Source organism: Sphingomonas sp. 35-24ZXX, assembly GCF_000786215.1.
Lineage (GTDB): Bacteria > Pseudomonadota > Alphaproteobacteria > Sphingomonadales > Sphingomonadaceae > Blastomonas.
Genome location: NZ_JROG01000004.1, coordinates 642,926 through 666,527, shown reverse-complemented (window position 1 = coordinate 666,527; position 23,602 = coordinate 642,926). Strand labels below are relative to the sequence as shown.

Sequence of the window (23,602 nt, the reverse complement as noted above, 5' to 3'; positions counted from 1 at the left end):
TTTCCCAAACCCCGTTATGTCGCTGGCGCTACAGCCGCATCAGGCTCGCCAGATTGTTGCGCTGCATGTCGCTCGACCCGCCAACGATCGGCATGCCCAGCAGGTCGCGGACATGCCGCTCCATCTCATAGGCATCGCTGAGCGCATAGGACCCCATCACCTGCTGACAGGCGAGCGCGATCTCCACGCCCGTATCGGCGACGAACAACTTGGCCATGCTGGTCTCGACCGAACAGGGCCGCCCCTCGTGCGCCAGCCATGCGGCGTGATACAGCATGTGCCGCGCCGCGTGCCATTTTGTGCGCGCGGTGACCAATTTGTGGCGGATCGCCTGATGCTGGCTGATCGGCTTGCCGAACTGCTCGCGCTCCTGCGCATAGGCCCAGGCTTCGTCGATCGCGGCGCGCGCGATGCCAAGTGCAACAGCGGAAATCTCGAGCTTCTCGACATCGAGCGCGCGGCCCGCGAGCAGCTTCCACCCCATGTTCCACATCGCCTCGCCGCCGACGATGGCGGATACTGGCAGCCGGACATTGTCGAAATACACGTCCTGGCTGTGCGTGTAGCGCAGGTTGACGTGCTCGATATCCTGCATCGACACGCCTGGTGCCTGGGTCGGCACCAGCACGAACGAAAGGTTCTTGTAGCGCTCTTCCGCCGGGCCGGATCGGACCAGGCAATAGATGTAATCCGCCCAATCGGCGCCGGTGCACCAGCGCTTGGCACCATTGATGACGATCTCGTCGCCGTCGCGCACCGCGCGCGTCTCGACACTGGCAAGGTCGCCGCCGACATTGGGCTCGGACAGGCCATAAGCGAAGAACATCTCGCCCCTGGCAAGGCGCGGCAGAAACTCGGCCTTCTGCTCGGGCGAGCCGTTTTCGCTGAGGTTCATGCCGCCATAGAAGCTCGTATGGATGAACGGGCCCGCCAGGCACGGTCCGGCGGCGGCCAGTTCCTCGATCACTGCGATCGCAGCGACCAGATCCTGCCCGGCCCCGCCATGTTCCTCGGGCACGGTCAGCGCGGTGAGGCCCAGTTCGTTGAGCCTGGCATAGACATCGCGCGGCCAGCGCGCCGCCTTGTCCCACGCCTGCCGCGCCTCGCGCGGGGCATGCTCGGCCACGAACCGCTGGATCGTCGCGCGCAGGGCGCTGACATGATCGGGCTCGTCGGTGAAGGTCTGCAGGGTCACTTTGCTATTCCCCCGTCAGCTTGGGTGCGCGCTTCTCGGCCATCGCCGCCACCGCCTCGCGCCGGTCGCCCAGATAGTTGGAGACGCTTTCCCAGCCGATCGCCGCGTCCATCATCTGCGCGGCGAGCGCGCGCAACGGGATGTTGGTCACGCTCTTGGTCCAGCGCACCGCCCATTTGGGGTTGCCCTGCAGCTTGGCGATGATCTCTCCCAGCTTCGTATCGAGCTGGTCGCCCGGCACCGCATGATTGATCAGCCCCAAAGCCTTGGCCTCGCTCGCAGTCAGCATATCGCCGGTCATCAGCAGCTCCTTGGCGCGGGCATAGCCGATCAGCTGCGGCCAGATCAGCGCGCCGCCATCGCCTGCGACCAGCCCCACCTTGACATGCGGATCGCCGATCAGCGCCCTTTCGTCGGCCACGATGATGTCGCACAGCAAGGCGATGGTCGCCCCCAGCCCAGCCGCCGCGCCGTTCAACCGGCACAGGATCGGCTTTTCCATCTCGAGCAGGCTGGAGACGATACGCTTGGCATCCCAGGCGATCGCGCGGAAGCTTGCGGGATCATCGATCTGCTGCTGGAACCACTCGAAATCGCCGCCGGCGCAAAAGGCCCTGCCCCTGGCGGTCAGCACGATGATGTCGCTGTCGCTGTCGCGCTGCAGGTCGGTGAACACCCGTGCCAGCTCGTCATGCATCGGCCCGTCGACACCGTTGACCGGATGGTTCGAGGTGATGATCGCGCTCAGCACCCGGCCATCGCGCTCGAAGGTGAAGCGGCTGTAGCTCTGGTCCTCGATGCGGAAATGCTGGCTCATCAAAACTCTCCCAATCGCACCAGTCGGCGGCCGAAGCTGGCCCCGGTGAACAGGCCGCAAAACGCCTCGGGCATTGCCGCCAGCCCATCGAACATTTCTTCGCGATAGATCAGCTTTCCATCGCGGATCATCGCGGCCATCTCGGCCTGCGCGGCGGCGAACTGGGGGATATCGTCGAACACCAGGATGCCGCGCATCGTCAGCCTCTTGGCGATGAACTCGCCGGTGTTGGTGATCCCTGCCCGCTGTTCGTGCGGGACGTTGTAATCCGCCACCTGGCCCGAAACCACAATATGCCCGTTCAGCCGCATCATCGGCAGCACCCGGTCGATCATCGCATTGCCGACATTGTCGAACAGGATGTCGACGCCCTTGGGGCAGGACGCAGCGATCGCCGCGTCGAGATCATCGACGGCCTTGTAGTCGATCGCCGCATCGAAGCCGCACGCCTCGACCAGCCAGTCGCATTTGTCCTTGCCGCCTGCGATGCCGGTGACGCTGGCTGCGCCCCAGGCGCGTGCAAGCTGGCCAGCGGTCGCGCCGACGACACCGGCGGCCGAGGTGATCAGCACATGCGCGCCTTCGCGCATCTCGCCCACGCGCTTCAGGCCGAACCAGCTGGTCATCCCCGGAATGCCGAGCACGCCCAGCCACAGCGAGCGCGACAGGCCCGTATCGGCGACCGGCATCACATAGCCGCGCCCGTTGCCGATGCTGTGCGTCGTCCAGCCGCCGCTGCCGGTCACCCAGGTGCCTTGCGGGAAGCGCGCATTGCGGCTTTCGACCACCTGCCCGACCATGAAGCCGTCGATGGTGCCGCCCGGCGGGATCGGCGGGGCATAGCTCGCCCCGGTGGCATGCAGCCGCGAACGAACCCCGGGATCAACCGAGGCAATCCGGTGTTCGATGAGGAACTGCTGGTCGTCGAGCGCGGGAATTGCCTGCTCGACAAGGGCGAAATGATCGGGCTGCGGCAGGCCATCGATCGGCGCTTTCAGCACCACGCTGCGCATTGTCGCCATGACCCTCGATCCGCTCCTGCCTGTGTTATCGCTGCAGGCTTGATTGCATAACCGATACCATTAGCAAAGCAGAAATGCTGACATCAATGTCAGCCGGGGCGACGCTCGCTGCCTAGCTCGGCGAGCAGCGCGCGGTCCGCATCGGGCACCAGCCCTTCGAGCACGCGCCAGAAGCCGGTCACCGATTCCTGCCCGGCGCGGCGATAGGCCTGCGACAGACGGCTGCGCAATGCATCGAACAGCTCGGACTCGAGCGCAGCCCCCGCCGCGGTCAGCCGCAGCAGCTTCTGCCGCCGGTCGGTCTCGCCGCTGCGAGTCTCAATCAGGTCGCGCCGCTGCAGCTCGGTGAGCACCCGGCCCAGCGACTGCTTGGTGATCGCCAGCGCCCGCAGCAGCTGGCTGACGGTCAAGTCGGGGTTGCGCGCGATGAAATACAGCGCGCGGTGGTGCGCGCGGCCCAGCCCCTGCACCGCAAGCTGATCGTCGATCGACTTGGTCAGCCGGGTGTAGCCGAAGAACAGCAGCTCGACACCGTGGCGGATTTCATCCTCGCGCAGGAACAGCGCGGAAGCCGAGGGGGAAGATGGGACAGGCATGTTGACCTTGATTGCCAGCGCGATTAGGTCTTGGCAAGCCCGCGTTGCAGCAAGGTCAACGAACCGGGCCGGATGACCACCGATAAGCCTTGCAGTTTTCAGGGGATGACATGCTGCCCTTCGCCATCGAGCCGACCACCAATCCCACGCCTGCGGACGCGCGCGATGCCGCGCTGCTCGATCCGGGTTTCGGCAAGCTGTTCACCGATCACATGGTGGTGGTGCGCTATGACGCGGACATGGGCGGCTGGTATGATGCCAAGGTGACCGCGCGTGCGCCGATCCCGATGGATCCCGCATCGTCGGTGCTGCACTATGCGCAGGAAATCTTCGAGGGCATGAAAGCCTACAAGCTGTCCGATGGCAGCACCGCGCTGTTTCGCCCCGATGCCAATGCCCGCCGCTTCAACGAATCCGCTGCACGCATGGCGATGCCCGATGTGCCCCAGGACCTTTTCATCGAATCGGTCGAGCAGCTGGTGCGGATCGACTCGCAATGGTTCCCCAAGGTCGATGGCGGCGCGCTGTATCTGCGCCCGTTCATGTTCGCGAGCGAGGTGTTCCTCGGCGTGCGCCCGGCCAAGCAATATCTTTTCATCACCATCGCCTCGCCCGTTGGTGCCTATTTCAAGGGTGGCATCGCGCCGGTGACCATCTGGGTGTCGCAGCATTACACGCGCGCCGCGCCGGGTGGCACGGGCGCGGCCAAATGCGGCGGCAATTATGCTGCCAGTCTCGTCGCGCAGGCCGAAGCGACTGCACAAGGCTGCGACCAGGTCGTGTTCCTTGATGCCGCCGAGCACAAATGGGTCGAAGAGCTGGGCGGCATGAACCTGTTCTTCGTGTTCGAGGACGGCTCGATCATCACCCCGCCACTGACCGGAACGATCCTGCCCGGCATCACCCGCCATTCGATCATCGAACTGGCCCGTGCGCAGGGGCTGACCGTGCGTGAGGAACCCTATTCGATCGACCAGTGGCAGGCCGACGCGGAGAGCGGCAAGCTGCGCGAGACCTTTGCCTGCGGCACGGCCGCCGTGGTGACGCCGGTCGGCACGGTGAAAAGTCCGCAAGGCAGCTTCACCATCGGGGGCAACCAGTCAGGCCCCGTGACCGCCAGCCTGCGCTCGGCGCTGGTGTCGATCCAGCGCGGCGATGCGGCCGATCCGCATGGCTGGGTCCACCGCATCGGCTGATCGCGCAGCGCGCGCCCCAGCGCCCCAAAAAGGCGCTTGGCGGCCCGCGCCTTTTCCGTATATAGGCCGCTCCCGCGCTGCCCCGGCCCACCGCCAGGACAGCGCCGCGAGCTCGGCATTGGGGTGTCGCCAAGTGGTAAGGCACCGGTTTTTGGTACCGGCATTCGCAGGTTCGAATCCTGCCACCCCAGCCAGCTTTTAAACTGCCTTCAAGTTATTGAAAAATAACAGGTTTGAATGCGATTCAAAACCTCGTGGCACCGTGCCATGGTACCATGCCGAGGCCCCGACCCGCAGACCTTGAATCGGCCTGGTTTGGATCGCAAGCTAAACATGGCAACGACCACGCTTATCCACAGATCGATGCACGCCTAAAGGCTGTAATCTAAGTCTGATACCAGGGAGCAACACATTCCTGCCGCCCAGATATCGCCACCGCGTTTCGCGGGATCTGGAATGCCGTGCGAATGTCTGCGTGACCAGGGGGGAAGCAGGCATGATCCGCAAGGTATTGAAGGCGATTGGAATTGTGCTCGCGCTCGCGGGGCTGTGGCTCGCGTTTTCCGTGTGGCGGAACTGGGATACGATCCAACGCGTGTTCCTGGGCGGAGTAAAGGTCTACGAAACCACTGCCCCTGCCATGCCTGCAACCATTTCACGGCCCGCGATCCTCGTTTTTTCCAAGACTAACGGTTTTCGCCACGAAGAGGCTATTCCAGCTGCAAAAGAGATGTTTGAACGCCTGGCACGAGAAAACGGCTGGGGGATTTTCGAGACCGACAATGGTGCAGCCTTCTCGCCGGAAATCCTGTCCCGCTTCGATGCGGTGATCTTCAACAATGTCAGCGGAGACGTATTCACGCCTGATCAGCGCGACGCGTTTAAGGCCTTCGTGTTGCAAGGCGGCGGCTTTGTCGGGCTCCATGCCGCCGGCGATAATTCGCACCAAGCTTGGGACTGGTACGTCAAGAACATCATCGGCACCCAATTCGTCGGCCATCCAATGGATCCGCAGTTCCAACAGGCGAGAGTGACGGTCGAGGATCGCACTCATGCCGCTGCGCAAGACCTGCCGAGCGTATGGATACGCATGGACGAATGGTATTCGTTCGATAACTCGCCGCGCGCGACGCCCGGTGTCACCATCTTCGCGACCATAGACGAGACCACCTACAAGCCAGGGAGCCTGACGGGCACCAATCTCGCCATGGGCAAAGACCACCCGATCGCTTGGTGGCGGTGCGCTGGCAAAGGCCGGGTGTTTTACTCGGCGATGGGGCACACCGCCGAAAGCTTTGCCGAACCTGCCTACCGGCGCATGTTGGCTGGCGCGACCCGCTGGGCGCTAGCTATAGATGGCGAAGGGTGCCGGAACAATCGCGGGAGACCCTAGCCAGCGCATTCGCCAAAGCCCCCCAATGGCGAGGCGAAAGGCCGCAGATCTCAGCCACTACCGACCTTGGCGGTTTGCTCCTGATGGGGCACCCTTCCGGGCTGTCCACCTGGCACAAACTCTATCTCGAAACCACAACGCGTACGCGGGCAAGGTTGATGAGCTCCGCGTAAGGCGTTCCCAACGCATCTTGTGGTTGCGACATGGCGCGCAAGGTGACGAAATAGGTTCCTGGCGTGGCAAAGCGGTGTGTGCCCCTGACCATCGCCGCTGACTTTTTCGACAGGGGCACGCGATCGACAAAAGTCCCGTCGCCGTCGTAATCCCAGTCGGCCCAAACCAGCGCACCGATAGCCGGAGCAGAAACGACATTGCCCTCGAAGCGCACCTGCTGACCTACCCTTACCTCGGCCCGCGAGGAACCATTGGCCGTCAGCGAAACGACTGGCTGGATGCCGTTGCGCTGGACAGCGCCGCCGGGAACAAGCACCTGGCCATCGGCGATGGTGTACCCAGTGCTGGCGGGCGGCACCTTGCCGTGCTCGACCCAGTCAGCCAGCAGGCGAAGCGACTGCTGGAGAGGCCCTTGATAGGACACGATCCTGCTCGGATCCTCGTTGTCCGGCTCGTCGCCGTGAAGGGCGTGCTCGGTGAAGTATAGGCGGACATTGTCCGTGCCCCCGGCATTGGCTACGACCCTGCGGCGATACCAGTCGGCCTGCCACGGCATCGCCTCGCGGTCCCAAAGCGAGGCGGCAAGAACCACCTTTTCGCTGCCGACATTGCCGGTCAGCGTCGTGCCCGCCGTAGAACGCACGAAGAGCGGGCCGACAAGAAATGGGCGCTGCGGATAGATCGGCTGGCCTGCCTTGTCGCGAAACTGGTCCCACACCGGAAAGTCCGATCCTGGCACCTGATGGCGGTGGTAACTCTCCATGGCGAGGAAATTCGAATTGTCGACCATGACTGTGTCGCCTACGGCCAGCTTCGCGATCTGCTTCGGCTCGGTTACACCGAATAGGATCATGTCGCCGCGGATCTTGTCCAGAAACACGCGCTGTCCGGCCAGCGCGCCGCTCTGGACCATCAGCTCGCCGCCGAGGAAGTAGGTCTGGCGGGGCGCTTCGGCGAGGCGGAGGCCGACGATCTGGTCTGGGTCTGCGCCGGCCGGTAGCATGAAGGCATTGTCGACCCCGCCACGGCTGGTTTCGCTGAAGGGATTGGAATCGATCCCCATCGCGGCCGCTTCGCCGACGGTGACGATATCGGCGATGGTGCTGGTATGCTGGAGCCGGTCTTCCTTGAACAGGTCGCGCCTGTCGTGTCCGAGATAGCCCGGCTTGGTCCAGAAATCAGTGAAGTAGCTGGGGTCCGCCATCGATACGCCGCCATAGAGCGCGGCAAAGCCGTGCAGGCCCATCGTTCGCCAGCCGAACCAGCTTTCCATCGGAAAGCCCATCTTCTCGGCCTCGCGCAGGACCTCGCTCTCGTGAGGGGTAAGGCCCGCATAGGGATCGCCGCTGCCGCCCGGTTCCAGCGCATCGACGATTTGCGGAAACTTGTCGCGCAGCACGCGGAGTGCCTGCATGCGGACGGTGAACATGTTGGGGATCGCCATGGTCGACCCGTTCACATAGGGCACGCCCCCATCCCAGACGCCCTCTGTGCTTTCGAGACTGCCGATGGTGCGGAATGCACCGCCCGAGCCGCCATAGACATAGCCATAGGGACGCTTGCTGCCGGGGTAGACCTGCGCTGCCACGTGGCGCGAGAACTGCGCTGCCGCGGCATTGGCGCGAAACGCCGTGATGGTGGGATCGGCGAGCGCCTGCGAACCTTTGGTGATGTCGAAGCTTCCACCGCCATTGGTCTCGACGAAATAGGCACCGCTAGCGGCGGCAAAACCGATCTTGTTGAATTTGCCTTCAGGCATCTTCTGCGCAAGATTTTCGCTGTCCGGCACGGGGGTGACATGCTGGAAAAAGCGTCCCTGATAGTCCTTTGCCAACGGGAAGTAATAAGAGAAGCGTGTTGCGGTCCCTTCGAAGCCGCCATGAACATAGAAGTGCGGCACCGGCGCCGAACGCCATTCCTGCACATCGATGAACGGCTTCGCAAACAATGCGTCCGTCGTGGCAAAGCCGGTCGCATCGATCGGCTTGATTTCAGGCCGTGCCGTGCCGGTCACCGATGCAACGCTCCCACCTGCGTCCTCCACCGTGGTGCAAGCCGCGGCCAGGCACGCCATGCTCGCCATTGCTGCGGCTCGAAGAATCCGGCTCGACATCATCCTTGGCTCCCATCCTTGTCCGAAGCAAATGATTGGGCGAGCGTTCGACCAGCGAACGCCCGCCCGTTTGTTCTGGAGATAACCATTCAGAATTTCTTCGAAATCCCGAACTGCACCAGCCTGCCGATGGTCAGGAAGTTGGCCGGCACGCCCTGCTGGCCACCGACCGGAATGTTGCCGCGAAACTCGGGCGGATCCGCATCGAAGACATTGTTGACGTTCAGTGTAAGCGTCAGGTCCTTGGCGATACCGCCGCCCGGGACGTCGAGCTTGAAGAACAGGTCGAAGACGTTGAAATCCGCGACACGGTTCTGGGGGATAAATCCGACCGCCGGGCTGACATCATAACCCTGGGTGAAATTCCAGGCCATCTGGGCGAGGAACGGCCCGACCTCCGCGCCGATGGAGCTGCGAGCCCGCAGACGGTTGGCATTCACCGACAGGCGATCAAAAAAAGGTCCGCCGGGCACGTTCTGCTGTTCGCGGCCGAGCTCATAGGTGCCCGCAGTGTCAAAGAAGATCGCCCCGAAACCGGTCTTGATCCGATAATTTGCCTGCCAGTCGATCCCGTCCAGCTTGAAGCCGCCGAAGTTGCGTTTGCGGGCATCGAACAGGGCATAGACGGTGGAAGGATTTGTCGGAGGAACACCATTGAAGACATCAGCATTCGCCACCGCGGCATTGAGTTCGGCCTGGGTCAATGTGGTATCAATGACGAAGGCGAAGTCGCGATAAAGCAGCGCAGGATTCTCGAACGGCGCAAGTCCAATGAAGTTATCGTAGGAGATGTTGTAATAGGTGGCGCTGAGGCGAAGACCGGGGATAATGGGTGGCTCCATTTCGAAGCCGACAGTCCAGGTTTCCGCCTCCTGCGGCACGATCCCGGGCGCATTGCCACGGATCGCCATGATGAGGCCTCCGGTGTAATTCGGGAAAGGCCCGCCGTTGGCCGCTTGCAGGCTGGCTGGCGGAGCAAAAAAGCCAGCGGCGGAGCCCACCAGGGTGAAAAGCTCATTCACATCGGCATTCTCGTTGTCGGCAAGGCTGGGTGCATTGAAGCTGGTGCCCCAAGCCCCGCGGATGCTGAACCAGTCGGTCACATCGACAGTCGCGCCAAAGCGTGGGTTGAAGGTATTGCCCACATCGCTGTAGTCGTCATAGCGGCCCGCGGCCGACACCCGAATGCCGAAACCACTTTCACTGGAAACCAGCGGCACAATCAGTTCGCCGAACGCCGATTTCACGTCGCGCGACAGGTTGAAGCGGGGAACCGGCGCCCGAACAGGCGCGATGAGCGTCGTTCCGACCGAACGGGCGGCCGAGCCGCTGAATTCCGACCCGGGAACTGCTTCACCGCGGCGGGAATCGAAACCTTCTTTGTAATATTCCAGGCCGAAGGCGATTTTGGCGGGGCCGGCGCCAATGTCGAACAGATCACCATCCACGATAGCGCGGACGTTGGTGAAGCGTTGCCGCGTTCGGCCGAACTCGCTGAAGTCCGAGATAATGCCAAGTGCCGTTGTGTTGCTCGAACCCGGATTGAATGGATTGAACAGCCCCGCCAGGATGGCATTGTCGAGTGCAACATCATTGACCGTGCGGGTACGAAGCGACGTCGTGCTCTGCCCGTAGTTGCCAAGAAAGCGCAGCTGGAAGTTGCCATCGAGATCGTATGCGAACTCGTTGCTTATGCCCCAGGTGTCCAGTTCGATGTCCGCGCCGGATGCGTCGTTAGGACCAAACTGGAACGAAACGTTCTGCACCAGGTCGACACCGTTGTTGCTGCCGGGCACAAACACCGGCCTGCCGCCCACGATGCCGCCGAAGTTCCAGGGATTGAAAGGGCTTGTTACGGCCGGAATGCCCAGCGACTGCGCCGTCCCGGCAAAGAAGGCGGGCACGACAACCCGGGATTCGCGATAAGGCCCGTTCTGGATTTGTGTCTGCCGGTTTGTGTAGAAGCCGCGCAGCTTCATCGTCAGCTTGTCCGAGAGATCCTGCGTCAGGCCACCGTACAGAGAATGACGCTCCGAAGCCGGGACAACGGTTGCAAAGTCGCTGCTGTCGCACTGGGTAACTGGCCCGCCGTTGACGCCGCGGACTGTCCCCGAAGGCGCGAAGGCTCCAGCGAGGGCCGAGATGTTGCCAGGCGCGCATTCCAGCGAAATCCTGCCGTCCGGCCCGGGAAACTGGCGGATGAAGTCGCGATCGCGGCCAAACAACTGATCTGACTTGGCATAGGCATAGGATGCGAAGATCGAACCCGTATCCCAGTCGATGCCGCCGGTGACGTTGGCATTCCAGCGATAGTAGTTGTCGGCAAAACCATAGGCACCGTCGACCTTGAGGCCGTCGAAGCGGTCGATGGTGATGAAGTTAAGTACGCCCGCAACCGCGTCCGAGCCATAGATGGCCGAGCCGCCGTCCGGCACGATTTCGATCCGTGCGATGACGCCCGGCGGGATGACGTCCGGATCAGGCGTGGTTGACGCAACGCCCATGCCGACGATGCGGTGACCGTCCATCATGACCAGCGTGGTCGACCCGCCGGCGTTGTTGAAACCGGGCAGTGCGCGCAGATTGGGCCGGTTGACTGCGACTTCGGGACTGACCGCCAGCGGCTGCAGCACGTTGTTGAACGCACCGAGTTGCGGGATGGTCTGGAGGATCTCGTTGGTCGTCGTTGCGCCTACCGCCTGAATGTCCTCGCTGGTGGTCGAAAGCACGCTTGCACCGGCCGGGGCAATGCCGCGCACCAAGGTGCCCGTTACGACGATCTCGGGCTCTCTCTCGACCTTGTCGCGATCGGCGTCCTGCGAAACGGCAGACTGCGGCATCAGAGCAATCGCAAAAACACCCGATAAAGCGGCTGAACACAGCAAACGCTTCACAATTTTCCTCATGAACATCCTCCCATAACCTCTACCCGGATATTTTTTTCCGCAGCCCTTTCCGGGTTGCATGCTGCGGAATTCAGAATGAGGCTCATCCGGCCCCTTGCTGGTAACCAATCCCCTGGCAGCGATCTCCGCAAACGATTGATGGCAAGCGCGGTCTTGGCGTCACAGCCTCGAGCGCATAATCATCCGGTGGCCTGTTTTTGGGAAGAATGACGGTATCCATATCGCGCGAGCGATGGCCATTCTCGCCAAGGCCGAAATGCTGCTTCAGCGACGGCACCATTTGTTTGCCAGCGAGATCGCCACCACGATATCGGGGGAAATTGCAAATCGCGAAGCTAACTGAGCCAAGCCTAGGCTTGAAGATGCAGTAGGTTTGTCCCGACACCCGGGCGCCATCGGACAAGCCCGGTCAAGGAGAGAATATGGACAGAAAGAGGATGGCCGCCTGCGCCCTCACACTCGCTTTTGCCGCACCGCTGCCTTTCGCGCCAGTTGACGCACAGCCAGCAAATCAGGCTGCGGAACTTGCAATCCCTGCCGCCCTGACGGGGCGATATGATGTCAGGGTAACGAACCTGGGCATGCTGCTTGATGATCCAGCTGCGAAGGCTGTGATCGACAATCGTATCCCAGGGCTTTCGAGCGAGCCCCAGATCGATCTTGGCCGCAGCTTGACGCTTCTGGCGCTCATGGAATTCGTGCCCGACCGGATCACCACCGAAACGCTGGTGGCGATCCAGACCGATCTGAACACATTGCCTCCAAAGGCATAGCTCCAGGATCGCCCGCGACATCCAGAAATACCAGCGGCCTCACCCTGCCTGCCCTCATTCCTTATTGGAGAACACATCATGCTCGCCTTCAGCGCGGCCGTCAGTTGGTTATCCGGGCTACGCAAACTCTGGCCCATATGTGGCGCCGCCGCGATGGCACTGACGCATATGACGCCTGCGGCGGCGGAGGATCGGCCACAACCGGCAAACGACAGCGCTGTCGAAGCCAAGGTTGAAAGCCTGCTGGCCCAGATGACCATCGAGGAAAAGGCGGCACAGGTCACCACCAGCTTTGCCCCGCCCGATCCCCGCCTCATGAAGCTCGCGGAAATGCGCGCAACAACGGGCGGAGGATCGCTGCTGTTCGTCAGCGATCCTGCCGAGACCAACCGGCTGCAACGGCTGGCCATCGACCAATCGCGGCTCAAGATTCCGTTGCTGTTCGGTTTCGATGTAATTCACGGCCTCGCAACCATTTTCCCGGTCCCGATCGCCAACGCCGCTTCGTGGGATCCCGGTACCGTGGAGAAGACTGCGGCGGCGGCGGCAGCCGAATCGCGAGCGGTCGGCATCCACTGGACCTTTGCGCCGATGATCGACATCGCCCGCGATGGCCGCTGGGGCAGGATCGTCGAGAGCGCGGGCGAAGACCCTTTTCTCGGCAGCGCAATGGCAGCGGCGCAGGTGCGCGGCTTTCAGGGCCCCGCCCTCGGCACGCCCGGCCGCATCATTGCCGGGCCCAAGCATTTCGTGGGCTATGGCGCGGCAGCCGGCGGTCGGGACTACGACGAGGTCGACATGTCCGATGCCCAGTTGCACAACGTCTACCTGCCCCCGTTCAAGGCAGCGATCGACGCGGGTGCAGCCAATATCATGGCCGCCTATATGGGTTTCAACGGCGTTCCAGTCACGGCCAGCAAGCCGATGCTGACCGACCTGCTGCGCGGCGAACTGGGCTTCAAGGGCTGGATAGTCGGCGACAACGAGAACGTGAGCAGCCTCAAGACCCACGGCGTGGCAGCTACGCCCGAAGATGCCGCAGCCCTCGCCATAAACGCGGGGCTCGACATGGAGATGAACCTTATCGGGCCGACCTTCGCCAATCTGCCCGCGGCGATCGCGGCCGGGAAGGTCGATCCCGCCCGCCTCGACGAAGCGGTGCGGCGCGTGCTTTCGGTCAAAGTCCGGATGGGCCTTTTCGAGAATCCCTATGTTGATGAGCAAGCGGCCGCAAAGCGGCTCAGGCAGCCCGCAACCCTCGATCTGGCGCGCGTCGCGGCCGAGCGTTCTGCGGTGCTGCTCCGCAACGAAGCCGGCCTTCTGCCGCTGGACAAGAGCAAGCTGCGCTCGATTGCGGTGATCGGAACACTGGCCGATGCGCCGCGCGACACGCTCGGCCCGTGGATTTTCAACCAGAACCAGCCGGCGATGCAGTCCATCCTCGAGGGTATCCGCAACAAGGTCGGCCTGGGAGTAACGGTAACGTATGCGCCGGGTGTGGTCATCCCTGCGCGGGTCAATCCTTCTCCCTTCGTCAATCTCGACAAGACCATCATCCGCGCGGTGCCCAAGGACGATGACAGCGGCATCGCCGAGGCCGTGGCTGCCGCCAAGGCCGCCGATGTGGCGGTGCTGGTGCTTGGCGAAAGCCAGGACATGGCCGGGGAAAGCTCGTCCCGATCGACCTTCGAACTGCCCGGACGCCAGCAGGAACTGCTCGATGCGGTGGTGGCGACGGGCAAGCCGACCGTGGTGGTGCTGATGAATGCCCGGCCGGTCGATCTCAAGGAGACCAAGGCCGGGGCGATCCTCGAGATGTGGTATCCCGGATCGCGCGGCGGGGATGCGACCGCAAACCTGCTGCTGGGCGATGCGGTTCCGGGCGGCAAGCTGCCTTTCACCTGGCCACGCAATGCGGGCCAATCGCCGCTGTTCTACGCGCGGCTGAACTCGCATGACCCGAAAAACGCCGACAAGCGATACGGCAACGAAAGCGGCGCGCCCGCCTATCCCTTCGGCTTCGGGCTCAGCTATTCGACCTTCAGCTATTCGGACATCACGGTGGATCGCGGCACAGTCGGGCCGCATGGCAGCGTGACGGTCAGCGCTGTGGTCACCAATACCGGCAAGCGCTCGGCCGACGAGGTGGTGCAGCTCTACATCCACCAGCGCGTGGGCAGCGCGGCGCGGCCGGTGCGCGAGCTCAAGGGCTTCGAGCGCATCACTTTGAAGCCCGGCGAACGGCGCGAGGTGCGCTTCACCCTTACTGACACCGAACTGCGCTACTGGAGCCCGCCCAAGAAGGGTTGGACCGTAGAAAATTCGGTCTTCGATGTGGCGGTGGGCGGGGATTCCACCGCGCCCTTCGCGACCACTTTCGAAACAACGGGGCGCTGAGAATGAGAGGCAAGGCAATGGATCGCAGGGAATTCGTCCGGGCCAGCAGCGCTCTGGCAGCGGCAGCCACCTTTCCCCACGCCGCTTGGGCCGCGCAGCAGACCGAACGCCTGCCCGTCACCATCCATGCCCGCGAGGTCGTCGGCACGCTTGCCCATGTGTGGGAGGAATCCGCCGGATCGGACCGCGCCGCGATAACCTTGCGCGAACGCTGGCGGCAGGATCTCGATCGCTGGGTCAAGGAGGTCGGGCTGAAGCGCGTGCGCTTCCACGGCATCCTCAACGACGAGCTCGGGGTCTATGCCCCCTCGATCCTCAACCGCCGCAAGGTCACACCCAATTTCCAGAATGTGTTCGAGGTCTATGACGGGCTGATCGAGCGCGGCGTATCGCCCTATGTCGAGGTCAGCTTCATGCCGCAGGCGCTCGCCTCTGGCACCGGCACTTTCGGCTTCTACAAGGGCAATATCAGCCCGCCCAAATCGCTCGACGACTGGTCGGCCTTCATCCGCACCTGGGTTGGTGCGCTGGCCGATCGCTATGGCGTTGCGGCGCTGCGCACTTGGCCGTTCGAAATCTGGAACGAGCCCAATCTGCCGTTTTTCTGGTCGGGCAACCAGCAGCAATATTTCGACCTCTACAAGGCGACCGCCGTGGCCATCAAGCAGATCGACGCCGTCATTCCGGTGGGCGGCCCGTCGACCTCGGAAGGCGCATGGGTCAGGGAATTCGCCGACTTCTGCGGGCAGAATAATGCCCCGCTCGATTTCTTCGGCACCCATGCCTACGCCGCCTCGGCCCAGAAGAAGGACGAGGATGTCAACGAGGCAGTACCCGATACGGTGCGCGAGGTGCGCCGGATAATCGAGGCCACGGCTCATGCGGGCAAGCCGCTGTGGCTGTCGGAATGGTCGTCGGACAGCCCGGCGATGATCGCCCATGTCGTCAAGGAATGCCTGCCCCATGTGCAGGCCATGTCGCACTGGACGCTGTCGGGCACCTATGAGGAGCTGGGGGTGTTCGACACGGTACTGCGCGAAGGCGACAATGGCTGGCCCGCGCTGTATCGCGGCATCGCCCGGCCCGGCTTCAACACCTACAAGTTGCTTCATGCCCTTGGCACCGAGCAATTGCATGTCGACGGCCCGGGGCTGGCCACGAGAATGCCGGGCCGCGGTGTGGCTGCCTTGGTGTGGAATCTCGCCAAGGCTCAGCAAGCAGCAGGCCTTCCCAGCGCCACGACGGAGCGCAAGGTAGAGGGCAGCCCCAAGACTCTGGATGTCCGCTTTGACGGGACGAAACCGGGTGCCAAGGCGGTGGTACGCTTCGTTGACCAGGAACGCGGCTCGCCGTTGCCCGCATGGCGCATGATGGGCTCACCGCAATACCTGAGGCCCGAGCACTTGACCCGACTGCGCGCCGCATCCGAAATCGCCCCGCCGGTGCGAATGCGGCTTGACGGGCGATCGACATTGTCGCTCGACCTTCCGCCTGAGGGCGTTGCCCTGATCGAGATTGTGTGACGATCCGACAGACCGACATATTTGCCGGTACCCGGGCCAGGCGAAGGCTGGTTGCTTTCCGTCAGGATGCAGGACAGCGTGCCGGGCCGATCCAGAGCGCGAGCTGGCAGAGGCACCTCCGCACCCTGACTTTCGCAAACGGTTCATGCCGACCAGAATGGAAATCACGCCGACCGCGCCTACCCCTCGCGTTTTTCGGAACGCGCGCCGCGTAATGATCGGTCAAAAGCACAAAGTCCGTCATGTCCGTCGGCATGACCTGATGTTCATGCCTGCCTTGTGTCGAAAGAAAGGCTCAGACCGGTTCGGCAAAAACCCGTTCATGCGAGGCATTCTGCCAAGCATCACCTCGGCGATTTGCTGTTCGTGGCCAGATCGGGGAGATTGCGCATCGAAATGGAGAGCGACAGGCGATGGTAAAAAGGACGGTGGTGATAACGGGGGCGAGTTCGGGCATTGGCAAGCACATCGCAATGACATTTGCCAACCAAGGCTGGAAAGTCATCGGCACCGGTCGCAATGCTGAACGCATAGGTCGTGTCGAAGCCCAGATTTCGGCGACCGCGGGAGGCATGGACTTCACCATGCTGGCTTCAGATCTTTCGTCGATGGCAGATACCTTGGAACTGGCGCGCCAGATCACAAGCCTGACGGACCGACTAGACCTTCTGATAAACAATGCAGGTGCGATGACAGCGGGCCTGGTGATGACCCGCGAAGGACTGGAGGCCAATTTCGCCGGGAACCACCTGGGTCCGTTTCTGCTGACCCAAGAGCTTTTGCCGCTGTTGAAACGGACCGCCCGGGACCAGGCCTATGGTGCGGTGCGCATTCTCAATACCACTTCCGATGCCAGCGAGATGATCCCTTCACTCGACCTTGACGATCTGCAGGGGCTGGCCCGGTTCGACCCGGGCCGCGCCTATTGTACCGGCAAGCTTGCCAATGTCATCTTTGCCCGCGCGCTGGCAGACCGGATTGATGCCGATGGCATCGTTGCGCACGCCGTTCATCCCGGTGCGGTGGATTCGAACTTCTTCTCCCATGCATCGCCCGAGACGCAGGAACGATTGAAGCATCTCGACAAGCTGACTGAGGCCGAAGGAGCAGACACGCTGATCTGGCTGGCGACCGCGCCGGAGGGCGCGCAATCCAATGGGGATTACTGGCACAAGCGCGCCCGGCGCCAGCCCAACCCGACGGTAGCAGACAGGGCCACGCGCGACCGGCTATGGGCTGAGAGCGAGAAGCTGATCGAGACGGCCCTGCGGCAGTCGGACACGGTTTGAAGTTTCCGAGCCGCCGACTGGCAATCACCCGTGGGCGACCAGAATGCCCGTAAACGCCCTAGCTGCAACGAACATGGACCTTGGTCTCGCCATGCGCGCTCCTGAGCCGCCCGAGCATCGCGGGTAGCTGATCCAGTCCGACCGTCGCTGTGATCGACGCCTTGGGATCGCAATGGCCTTTGTCCAGCGCGTCGGCAATATGGGTGAATTCGCCCATCGTATAACCGACCGAGAAATGGACGCTCAGACATTTGTATGCCGCCAGAGCCGGAGTGACGGGATCGGGAGCGGTACAGAACCCAAGCGAGACCAGCCGCGCGAAAGGTGCAGCATGGTCCACCGCCTTGGCGAACATGCCCACAGCCCCCACACATTCGAGCACGACAGATGGCGGGCCGTGCAGAGCGGCCTGGACTTCACCGCGTTCATCCGGACCGAAAGGCACCAGAGCATCTGCCCCCATCAAGCGTGCCATGTCCGCACGCTGCGCGCTCCGGGACATGGCAACGATCCGCCCAGCCCCCATGCGGCGTGCCCAGTAGATCGCATAGCAGGCCACCGCGCCTGCCCCAAGCACAAGCACTCGCTCTCCGGCGACAATCCCGGCCATCCGCAGACCATAAAGGGCGATGGCCATCGGCTCTATCAGCGCTCCATCGGCAAACGACAGGGACGCAGGCAGCAACGTGGCATTGCGGGCCGGAAGGCGGGCATATTCTGCAAATCCTCCGGTCAGTATGTCGGCAGATTCCTTGCACAGCACGTTGTTGCCATGGCTGGTGCACAGCGCGCAGGTGCCGCAGGAAACCGAAGGGAGCACGGCAATTCTGTCGCCCGTCCTGAGTCCCTCCACCGCGCGGCCCACCGCAACGATTTCTCCCGCGAATTCGTGACCGAACTGGCTATCTGGTCCATAGTCCCATGCGTCGCCACGGGTCATGGCCAGGTCCGTCCCGCAGATGCCGCAGCGGTCGACGCGTATGATGACATCCCCATCGCCCGGAACGGGATCGGCCCGGGTTTCGATGGCAACGGGCCCACCGCCACCGGCATAGATCGCCGCCTTCATGGCCTCGCCTCCGCCTGGCCGAAACGCCTGGCATAATCGCCAAAGACCTCTCTCAGTCCCTTTTCCGTCATATTGTAATCGGCAATGGCATAGCGATGCTCGCCATCACGCGGTCCGCCGATCTGAGCCTGCATCGCTTGCTTCAGGTCTTCCGTCAGGGTCATTCCGACAAATGCATAGACCCGCTCTATAACCGCCATCGGATGGCGATGAAGATCGCGCTGGACGACATCGAGCACCTGATCAGGATGGCGTGCACGCACCCTTTCGGCCTTGGCCAGCGCATCCGACCATTTTGCCGCCTCCCGCCGGATCATGATATCACCGCGCTGCTCGCGGCGCCCGGTTTCGATAACATCGTGACGCGCCATCAGCAGGGATACCAGCGAAGGAATAGCCTTGGCGGGGTCGCGATGCATCTGGATGATCCGCGCGTCGGGAAACGTGGCCAATAGCAGATCGAGATTCGCCACATGGCCAGGATTTTTCAGCAGCCAGCGCCGCTGTGGCTCGGCGCTGCCGATCAGTTGCACGCAGCGGCGGTAGTGCGCATAGGCCGGAGCTTCGGACTGTGCCTGCCACCAGGCGTCATAGCTCGCTGCCGACCAGCCTACAGTCCACAGATTCGACACGAAGCCCTGCCAGAGCAGCAGGCAGCATTCGTCGACCTCCTCCGCTGCCATGGCGTGCGCAGTCTGCTTGATCGGTGCATCGGCATAACGTTCGGCAAGCCGGGACGCAGTCTTGCGGAATTCGGGATAAGCCTCCCAGCTGGCGCGCGGTGGCCGCGGGCGAGGCGCTTCCAGCAGCCAAGTCTGCAAGCCCTGGAAGCGCGGGTCGAGCGCCATCAGCTTGTGCAGCGCTGTGGTTCCAGTCCGCGGCATGCCGGTGATGACCACCGGCGCGACAATGGGCGTATCGGCCCAGCCGGGGTTTTCGCGCATGGCCATATAGGCTGCAGCCCGGCTGCGCAGCACGCCCAGGACCTGCGACCAGGCAATGTGCCGTCCCCGTTCCGTGAACTGGGGATCATAATCCATCGAATGCAGGAGCATTTCGAGGCCAGAGCGATAATCGCCGGGCCCGAAATCGTCCGAGCCGAGATCCTGCGCAACAAGATCGTGCAGCCGTTCGGCCGAGTCCCTGAACCTGGTTGGGAGCGCATCCCGCAAAGTCATGATATCACCGCCCTACCAGCGACGACGACGCTGGCAGGCACGGACACGAAGGCGCAGTTCCTCCGCTCGTCCCTGTGGCGTGACGACGGGCGTATCGGGCGGAAGATGATCGCGCAGTTGCGCCAACTTCACGCGCTTGATGATCGGCACCGGCTCGGTATCGCAATCGTACCAGCGGCCATAGATGCCTCCTTCGGTATAGCCTGCCGGATCGAGCCAGTTAGGGACGCCTGGATCCGTCAGCGCAATCACTGCGCGCAGCCGGCCGTCGGAGCTCAGCTTGGCGGTGTGACCGTTGATGCTCGACAGGCGATAGACATATTCCAGCGCATTGAAGAGCGGATCGTTGAGCTGAATGTTCCAATAGGGACGCCGGGCGGGCAGATCGGTCTCGATGATCAGCGCCTCGTCCGGTTCCAGCTGGAAACAGGCAGGCCAGTAAACCTGCTTGGCCAGCGCACCGGGCATGCGGACAGGTTCGAAAACATTGAATCCGACCCGATCCTTCACTCCATTCTGCATGGGATAGTAGAGACGGGTCTTGCGCGCCGGGAAGCGGGCCATCTCTCCTATCCTGGCCTCAATTTCCTCCGGCGACAGGCGCGGCTTGGGCGGCACGGGGTCGAGACACTCGATAGAAAGCACCGGATCGACCTCGTTCAGCCAATCATAGCTGCGGGACCGCACTATCATGCCCCGCGCCTCAGGGTCGATTGGGGCCCAGCGCCCGGCATAGCCCTCTGGTCGGACTGCGCTGAAAATGACTTCGAATTCCTCGCCCGGCGCAAGGCCGAGATCGCTGTCGTCGACCTCGTTATGCCCGCTCGGGCGGGGCATCTCGTCGACGGTGCCGGAAAGCGCCCGCTGCGTCGTGAAACTGAGTATCCGGCACGTGCCGCGGTTCCCGGAAACGCGATATGTCAGGTCGCCCCGAATAGGGGACTGCAGATAGATGTCGTCGGGATTGGGCTGCAATGTGTAGACCGGGTTCCATAAAGGTGCCCAGTCGGGATGTTCGGCATCCGCATGGAAATAGGCGAAGCAGGCATAGGACAGGCTGGTCATCGTCTGGCGCAGCACGTCCGCCCGATAGGCCGGATCGTCCGGATGCCAGGTATGGGCCAGTTCCCGCACCGCCTGTTCCAGCGGCTCCAGTAGCGGCAGAAGCTGCGGCTCAATCGACATCGATCATGCCCTTGAGCTGAGGGCCGCCCCCGACCACCAGCGTCTCGCCGCTGATATAGGATGCACCATCGCCAGCAAGGAACAGGATTGCCTGGGCAACGTCCTCGGGCATGCCGGCCCGCCGCAGCGCAAAGCCGGATACGGCCTGCCCCTCGTCAAAGCCGGTGCGCGCCCATTTGGCCTTGGCCTTCTCGGTGGCGATGAGTCCTGCCGCAACGCAATTGACCCTGATCCCGCGCGGCCCCCACTCGGCAGCGGAAACGCGGGTGAACATCTGCAAGCCCGCCTTGGCGGCAGCATAGGGAGCGACGCCCATTGTCCCGAATACGCCGGCAAGCGAGGACACATTGACGATCGCGCCGCAGCCCTGCGCCATCATCGAAGAAGCAGCGGCCCTGGCGCAATAAAAGGCCGAATGCAGGTTGAGGTCGAACTCGGCGAGATACTTGTCGGTGCGGAACTGGCGGATCGGGACCTGGCGCGCACCGCCAGCATTGTTGACCAGCACGTCGATCCGCCCGAAGCGCGTCAGAACCTGATCGACAAGCAAGATACATTGCTGCTCATCGGTCACATCGGCAGGCATGCCGATGCAGCCAGAACCGGTCTGGGACGTGATGGCGGAAGCTGTGCGCTCCAGCGTCGGCGCAGTCCGACCGGCAATCACGACAGTCGCACCGGCGCGGGCAAATTGCATCGCCGTTTCCGCGCCGATACCCTCGCCTCCCCCCGTCACCACGGCAACCTTGCCGACAAAATCATGGGCAATCGGCATGGCGGGCTCCTCAGTTACGCGGGACGGAAAGAAGAAATTCGAGGCCAGCAGGCTCGGGCCAGATGTATTCGAGATAATGGCCAAGCGGCTGCGCATCGACGAAGCAGCTGCGCAGGAAGCCGGGATTGTCGTTCAGGTATGGCACCGGCAGATCGGCAGCCGCCGCCTTGACGATCAGGGCATCCCAGGCTTCGGTGGAATCGAGCAGAAAGCCCATATGATGGTGCCGGATCGCAAAGCCGGGTCCGGGCGGCAACCGGTCCATGTAAATGGCCGAACCAGGTCCGCTGGCACTCAGCAGTTCGTACATCACCGGACCGACCCAGGCGAGTTCGACGCGGATCTGTCCGCCTTTGGGCAGCTGTCCCTCAAGGCGACGAAACTGCGCAATGCCGAGCTGACGCCGGAACAGCTCGCACGCGCGGTCCACGTCATTGGTCGCATAGGCAAGCTGGAAATGCTCTGCGCGCAACAATCCGTCGCCAGGCGTCACGGGGGTGAAGGTGCGGGGCAGGCCCAAGACCATCGTGGCAAATCTTTCCGGTCGCGACTATCGTCGTTCGATCATTGATAGTGCACACTATCATTTTGTCCAACGGGAAGGCAAGCGGCCTATGACGGATAGATCAGCTAGTGCGGGCGGCCGACAGAAGCGCCGCAAACGTGGGGCCGAGGAGCTGATCGCCTCGATCCTTGCTGCTGCCCGGGCCGAGTTCGACATTCGCGGTCCGAATGGGGCTACCACCGCAGCCATCGCTGCCCGGGCAGGCGTTACCGAGGCGCAGCTGTTCCGCTATTTTCCCAGCAAGGCGACGCTGTTTCGTGAAGCGATGTTCGGCGCCCTGAATGCCCATCTTGCCGATTTTCGCGCGGCGCAATTGCCTTTCGCAGCGGGTGATCGCGATGCCGCAGACCGCTATGTCAGGACGCTGCTGGGCTTTCTGCGGAAGAACCGCCAACTACTCGTCGCACTGCTCTCTTCACAGGCCTTTGCGGGCGGTGAGGAGAACGGCCCGATCGCCGCCCTGTCGGACTATTTTGAAACCGGAGCGGCAATGAGGGCCGGACGCCTGGGCGACTCAGATCATCGCATGGCCGTACGCGTGTCCTTTGCCGCTGCGCTGGGCGCTGTGGTCTTTCGCGACTGGTTGTTTCCGCCGGGCCTGGCCTCTGACGACACCATTGAAAGCGCATTCGCGGATTTCATCCTAAATGGCCTCGGCGAGGCACGATGACGGACGTCGGAAAAGACCGGAAGCAATGGTAGTCCTAACCGGCTCCAGCAATTCTGGCGAGCACCCTGTCTGCATGCTCCTTCCGGCAGATCAGCAGGTCGGGCATATAGGTATCGGCCTGGTTGTAGACGAGCGGCGAGCCATCGATACGCGAAGCGTGCAGGCCGTGGGCGAGCGCTACCGCGGCAGGGGCGCAGCTATCCCACTCGAACTGGCCGCCAGTGTGCAGATAGATGTCCGCCTGGCCCAGGATCACCGCCATCGCCTTGGCCCCGGCGCTGCCCATTGGCACCAGTTCGGCGCTCAGGCTGGCCGCCACCGCCTGTGCCTCGGGTGCGGGACGGGTTCGGCTCACCACCATGCGCAATTTCTTCGGAGCGGGCGGCACGGCGACCGGCTGGTCGGAGCGCAGCACGATCCCCTGGCCCGGTAGCGCCACCGCCCCTGTAGTCGGCACGCCGTCCACCGCCAGCGCGACGTGCACCGCCCAGTCGGTGCGCGCCTCGCCATATTCGCGAGTGCCATCGACCGGATCGACGATCCAGCAGCGCGAGGCTGCAAGGCGGGCAGGATTGTCCTTCTCTTCCTCCGACAGCAGCGCATCATCGGGACGCTGCTCGCGCAGGGCGTGGCAGAGGAACTGGTTGGCGGTCGCATCGCCCGCCTTGCCCAGCGCCTTGAGGCTCAGCATCCCGCTCTTGCGAACCTCGATCAGCAAATTGCCCGCCACCTCGGCCAGGTGCGCGGCAAGTTCGGCATCGGTCAT

19 protein-coding genes and 1 tRNA gene are annotated in these 23,602 nt (G+C 63.0%); 8 read left to right on the top strand and 12 right to left on the bottom strand.

Annotated features, from left to right (window positions below; genetic code table 11):
- Positions 1–28 precede the first annotated feature (28 nt).
- The 4 genes from LI72_RS11215 to LI72_RS11200 all read right to left on the bottom strand — a co-directional run bounded on the left by LI72_RS11215 (position 29) and on the right by LI72_RS11200 (position 3,630).
- Positions 29–1,195: an acyl-CoA dehydrogenase family protein gene (locus LI72_RS11215; RefSeq protein WP_081984862.1), complete on the bottom strand. Its 1,167-nt coding sequence runs from the start codon at positions 1,193–1,195 to the stop codon at positions 29–31.
- A 4-nt stretch (positions 1,196–1,199) separates the two neighbouring features.
- On the bottom strand, positions 1,200–2,012 hold the full coding sequence (locus tag LI72_RS11210; RefSeq protein WP_052129741.1) for an enoyl-CoA hydratase/isomerase family protein: 813 nt from the start codon (positions 2,010–2,012) through the stop codon (positions 1,200–1,202).
- Positions 2,012–3,034 (bottom strand): NADP-dependent oxidoreductase, encoded by a 1,023-nt coding sequence (locus LI72_RS11205; protein ID WP_231562445.1) that lies wholly within the window; start codon positions 3,032–3,034, stop codon positions 2,012–2,014. The genes LI72_RS11210 and LI72_RS11205 overlap by 1 nt, the downstream gene beginning before the upstream one ends.
- 89 nt (positions 3,035–3,123) lie before the next feature.
- Entirely contained in the window at positions 3,124–3,630 is a 507-nt protein-coding gene (locus LI72_RS11200) for a MarR family winged helix-turn-helix transcriptional regulator (protein WP_033925914.1), read from the bottom strand.
- 110 nt (positions 3,631–3,740) lie between these two features.
- Here LI72_RS11200 and LI72_RS11195 point away from each other — a divergent pair, with 110 nt between their 5' ends.
- The 3 genes from LI72_RS11195 to LI72_RS11185 all read left to right on the top strand — a co-directional run bounded on the left by LI72_RS11195 (position 3,741) and on the right by LI72_RS11185 (position 6,219).
- Positions 3,741–4,826 (top strand): branched-chain amino acid aminotransferase, encoded by a 1,086-nt coding sequence (locus LI72_RS11195; protein ID WP_033925913.1) that lies wholly within the window; start codon positions 3,741–3,743, stop codon positions 4,824–4,826.
- A gap of 119 nt (positions 4,827–4,945) precedes the next feature.
- Positions 4,946–5,020 (top strand) — tRNA-Gln (locus LI72_RS11190).
- A gap of 302 nt (positions 5,021–5,322) precedes the next feature.
- Positions 5,323–6,219: a ThuA domain-containing protein gene (locus tag LI72_RS11185; RefSeq protein WP_052129740.1), complete on the top strand. Its 897-nt coding sequence runs from the start codon at positions 5,323–5,325 to the stop codon at positions 6,217–6,219.
- Positions 6,220–6,340: 121 nt separating this feature from the next.
- Here LI72_RS11185 and LI72_RS11180 read toward each other — a convergent pair whose 3' ends face one another.
- The gene (locus tag LI72_RS11180) at positions 6,341–8,506 is read right to left on the bottom strand and encodes a PKD domain-containing protein (RefSeq protein ID WP_197051878.1); all 2,166 of its coding nucleotides are present in this window, start codon (positions 8,504–8,506) and stop codon (positions 6,341–6,343) included.
- A gap of 89 nt (positions 8,507–8,595) precedes the next feature.
- Entirely contained in the window at positions 8,596–11,412 is a 2,817-nt protein-coding gene (locus tag LI72_RS11175; protein ID WP_197051877.1) for a TonB-dependent receptor plug domain-containing protein, read from the bottom strand.
- Between the two features lie 422 nt (positions 11,413–11,834).
- On the opposite strand from LI72_RS11175, the gene LI72_RS20030 reads away from it, so the two are divergent.
- The 4 genes from LI72_RS20030 to LI72_RS11150 all read left to right on the top strand — a co-directional run bounded on the left by LI72_RS20030 (position 11,835) and on the right by LI72_RS11150 (position 17,394).
- Complete coding sequence (locus tag LI72_RS20030; RefSeq protein WP_156139578.1) at positions 11,835–12,185, top strand: hypothetical protein; 351 nt, start codon at positions 11,835–11,837, stop codon at positions 12,183–12,185.
- A 153-nt stretch (positions 12,186–12,338) separates the two neighbouring features.
- Entirely contained in the window at positions 12,339–14,582 is a 2,244-nt protein-coding gene (locus LI72_RS11165; RefSeq protein ID WP_033925910.1) for a glycoside hydrolase family 3 N-terminal domain-containing protein, read from the top strand.
- 17 nt (positions 14,583–14,599) lie between these two features.
- Complete coding sequence (locus tag LI72_RS11160; protein WP_197051876.1) at positions 14,600–16,105, top strand: GH39 family glycosyl hydrolase; 1,506 nt, start codon at positions 14,600–14,602, stop codon at positions 16,103–16,105.
- A 413-nt stretch (positions 16,106–16,518) separates the two neighbouring features.
- Positions 16,519–17,394, top strand: a complete 876-nt coding sequence (locus LI72_RS11150) for an SDR family NAD(P)-dependent oxidoreductase (protein WP_033925908.1) — start codon at positions 16,519–16,521, stop codon at positions 17,392–17,394.
- A 58-nt stretch (positions 17,395–17,452) separates the two neighbouring features.
- Here LI72_RS11150 and LI72_RS11145 read toward each other — a convergent pair whose 3' ends face one another.
- From LI72_RS11145 to LI72_RS11125, 5 genes are read right to left on the bottom strand one after another with little or no spacing between them, the layout of a single operon-like run.
- Complete coding sequence (locus LI72_RS11145; RefSeq protein ID WP_033925907.1) at positions 17,453–18,463, bottom strand: alcohol dehydrogenase catalytic domain-containing protein; 1,011 nt, start codon at positions 18,461–18,463, stop codon at positions 17,453–17,455.
- The gene (locus tag LI72_RS11140; protein ID WP_033925906.1) at positions 18,460–19,641 is read right to left on the bottom strand and encodes a sulfotransferase family protein; all 1,182 of its coding nucleotides are present in this window, start codon (positions 19,639–19,641) and stop codon (positions 18,460–18,462) included. The genes LI72_RS11145 and LI72_RS11140 overlap by 4 nt, the downstream gene beginning before the upstream one ends.
- A gap of 12 nt (positions 19,642–19,653) precedes the next feature.
- Positions 19,654–20,826: a hypothetical protein gene (locus tag LI72_RS11135; protein WP_033925905.1), complete on the bottom strand. Its 1,173-nt coding sequence runs from the start codon at positions 20,824–20,826 to the stop codon at positions 19,654–19,656.
- A complete protein-coding gene (locus LI72_RS11130) occupies positions 20,816–21,601 on the bottom strand; it encodes an SDR family NAD(P)-dependent oxidoreductase (protein ID WP_033925904.1) in 786 nt (261 codons plus the stop codon). Before LI72_RS11130 ends, LI72_RS11135 begins: the two co-directional genes overlap by 11 nt.
- Before the next feature lie 10 nt (positions 21,602–21,611).
- Positions 21,612–22,127: a VOC family protein gene (locus tag LI72_RS11125; protein ID WP_033925903.1), complete on the bottom strand. Its 516-nt coding sequence runs from the start codon at positions 22,125–22,127 to the stop codon at positions 21,612–21,614.
- Position 22,128: 1 nt separating this feature from the next.
- Here LI72_RS11125 and LI72_RS11120 point away from each other — a divergent pair, with 1 nt between their 5' ends.
- Positions 22,129–22,836: a TetR/AcrR family transcriptional regulator gene (locus tag LI72_RS11120; protein WP_156139577.1), complete on the top strand. Its 708-nt coding sequence runs from the start codon at positions 22,129–22,131 to the stop codon at positions 22,834–22,836.
- Positions 22,837–22,870: 34 nt separating this feature from the next.
- Here the strand turns inward: LI72_RS11120 and LI72_RS11115 are convergent, their stop codons facing one another.
- A complete protein-coding gene (locus LI72_RS11115; RefSeq protein WP_231562472.1) occupies positions 22,871–23,602 on the bottom strand; it encodes a 3'(2'),5'-bisphosphate nucleotidase CysQ in 732 nt (243 codons plus the stop codon).

Excerpts from the sequence above, each read along its gene's own strand:
- LI72_RS11210 (WP_052129741.1), bottom strand. The coding sequence starts at position 2,012 with ATGAGCCAGCATTTCCGCATCGAGGACCAGAGCTACAGCCGCTTCACC.
- LI72_RS11205 (WP_231562445.1), bottom strand. The coding sequence starts at position 3,034 with ATGGCGACAATGCGCAGCGTGGTGCTGAAAGCGCCGATCGATGGCCTG.
- LI72_RS11200 (WP_033925914.1), bottom strand. The coding sequence starts at position 3,630 with ATGCCTGTCCCATCTTCCCCCTCGGCTTCCGCGCTGTTCCTGCGCGAG.
- LI72_RS11195 (WP_033925913.1), top strand. The coding sequence starts at position 3,741 with ATGCTGCCCTTCGCCATCGAGCCGACCACCAATCCCACGCCTGCGGAC.
- LI72_RS11185 (WP_052129740.1), top strand. The coding sequence starts at position 5,323 with ATGATCCGCAAGGTATTGAAGGCGATTGGAATTGTGCTCGCGCTCGCG.
- LI72_RS11180 (WP_197051878.1), bottom strand. The coding sequence starts at position 8,506 with ATGTCGAGCCGGATTCTTCGAGCCGCAGCAATGGCGAGCATGGCGTGC.
- LI72_RS11175 (WP_197051877.1), bottom strand. The coding sequence starts at position 11,412 with ATGAGGAAAATTGTGAAGCGTTTGCTGTGTTCAGCCGCTTTATCGGGT.
- LI72_RS20030 (WP_156139578.1), top strand. The coding sequence starts at position 11,835 with ATGGACAGAAAGAGGATGGCCGCCTGCGCCCTCACACTCGCTTTTGCC.
- LI72_RS11165 (WP_033925910.1), top strand. The coding sequence starts at position 12,339 with ATGGCACTGACGCATATGACGCCTGCGGCGGCGGAGGATCGGCCACAA.
- LI72_RS11160 (WP_197051876.1), top strand. The coding sequence starts at position 14,600 with ATGGATCGCAGGGAATTCGTCCGGGCCAGCAGCGCTCTGGCAGCGGCA.
- LI72_RS11150 (WP_033925908.1), top strand. The coding sequence starts at position 16,519 with ATGGTAAAAAGGACGGTGGTGATAACGGGGGCGAGTTCGGGCATTGGC.
- LI72_RS11145 (WP_033925907.1), bottom strand. The coding sequence starts at position 18,463 with ATGAAGGCGGCGATCTATGCCGGTGGCGGTGGGCCCGTTGCCATCGAA.
- LI72_RS11140 (WP_033925906.1), bottom strand. The coding sequence starts at position 19,641 with ATGACTTTGCGGGATGCGCTCCCAACCAGGTTCAGGGACTCGGCCGAA.
- LI72_RS11135 (WP_033925905.1), bottom strand. The coding sequence starts at position 20,826 with ATGTCGATTGAGCCGCAGCTTCTGCCGCTACTGGAGCCGCTGGAACAG.
- LI72_RS11130 (WP_033925904.1), bottom strand. The coding sequence starts at position 21,601 with ATGCCGATTGCCCATGATTTTGTCGGCAAGGTTGCCGTGGTGACGGGG.
- LI72_RS11125 (WP_033925903.1), bottom strand. The coding sequence starts at position 22,127 with ATGGTCTTGGGCCTGCCCCGCACCTTCACCCCCGTGACGCCTGGCGAC.
- LI72_RS11115 (WP_231562472.1), bottom strand. The coding sequence starts at position 23,602 with ATGACCGATGCCGAACTTGCCGCGCACCTGGCCGAGGTGGCGGGCAAT.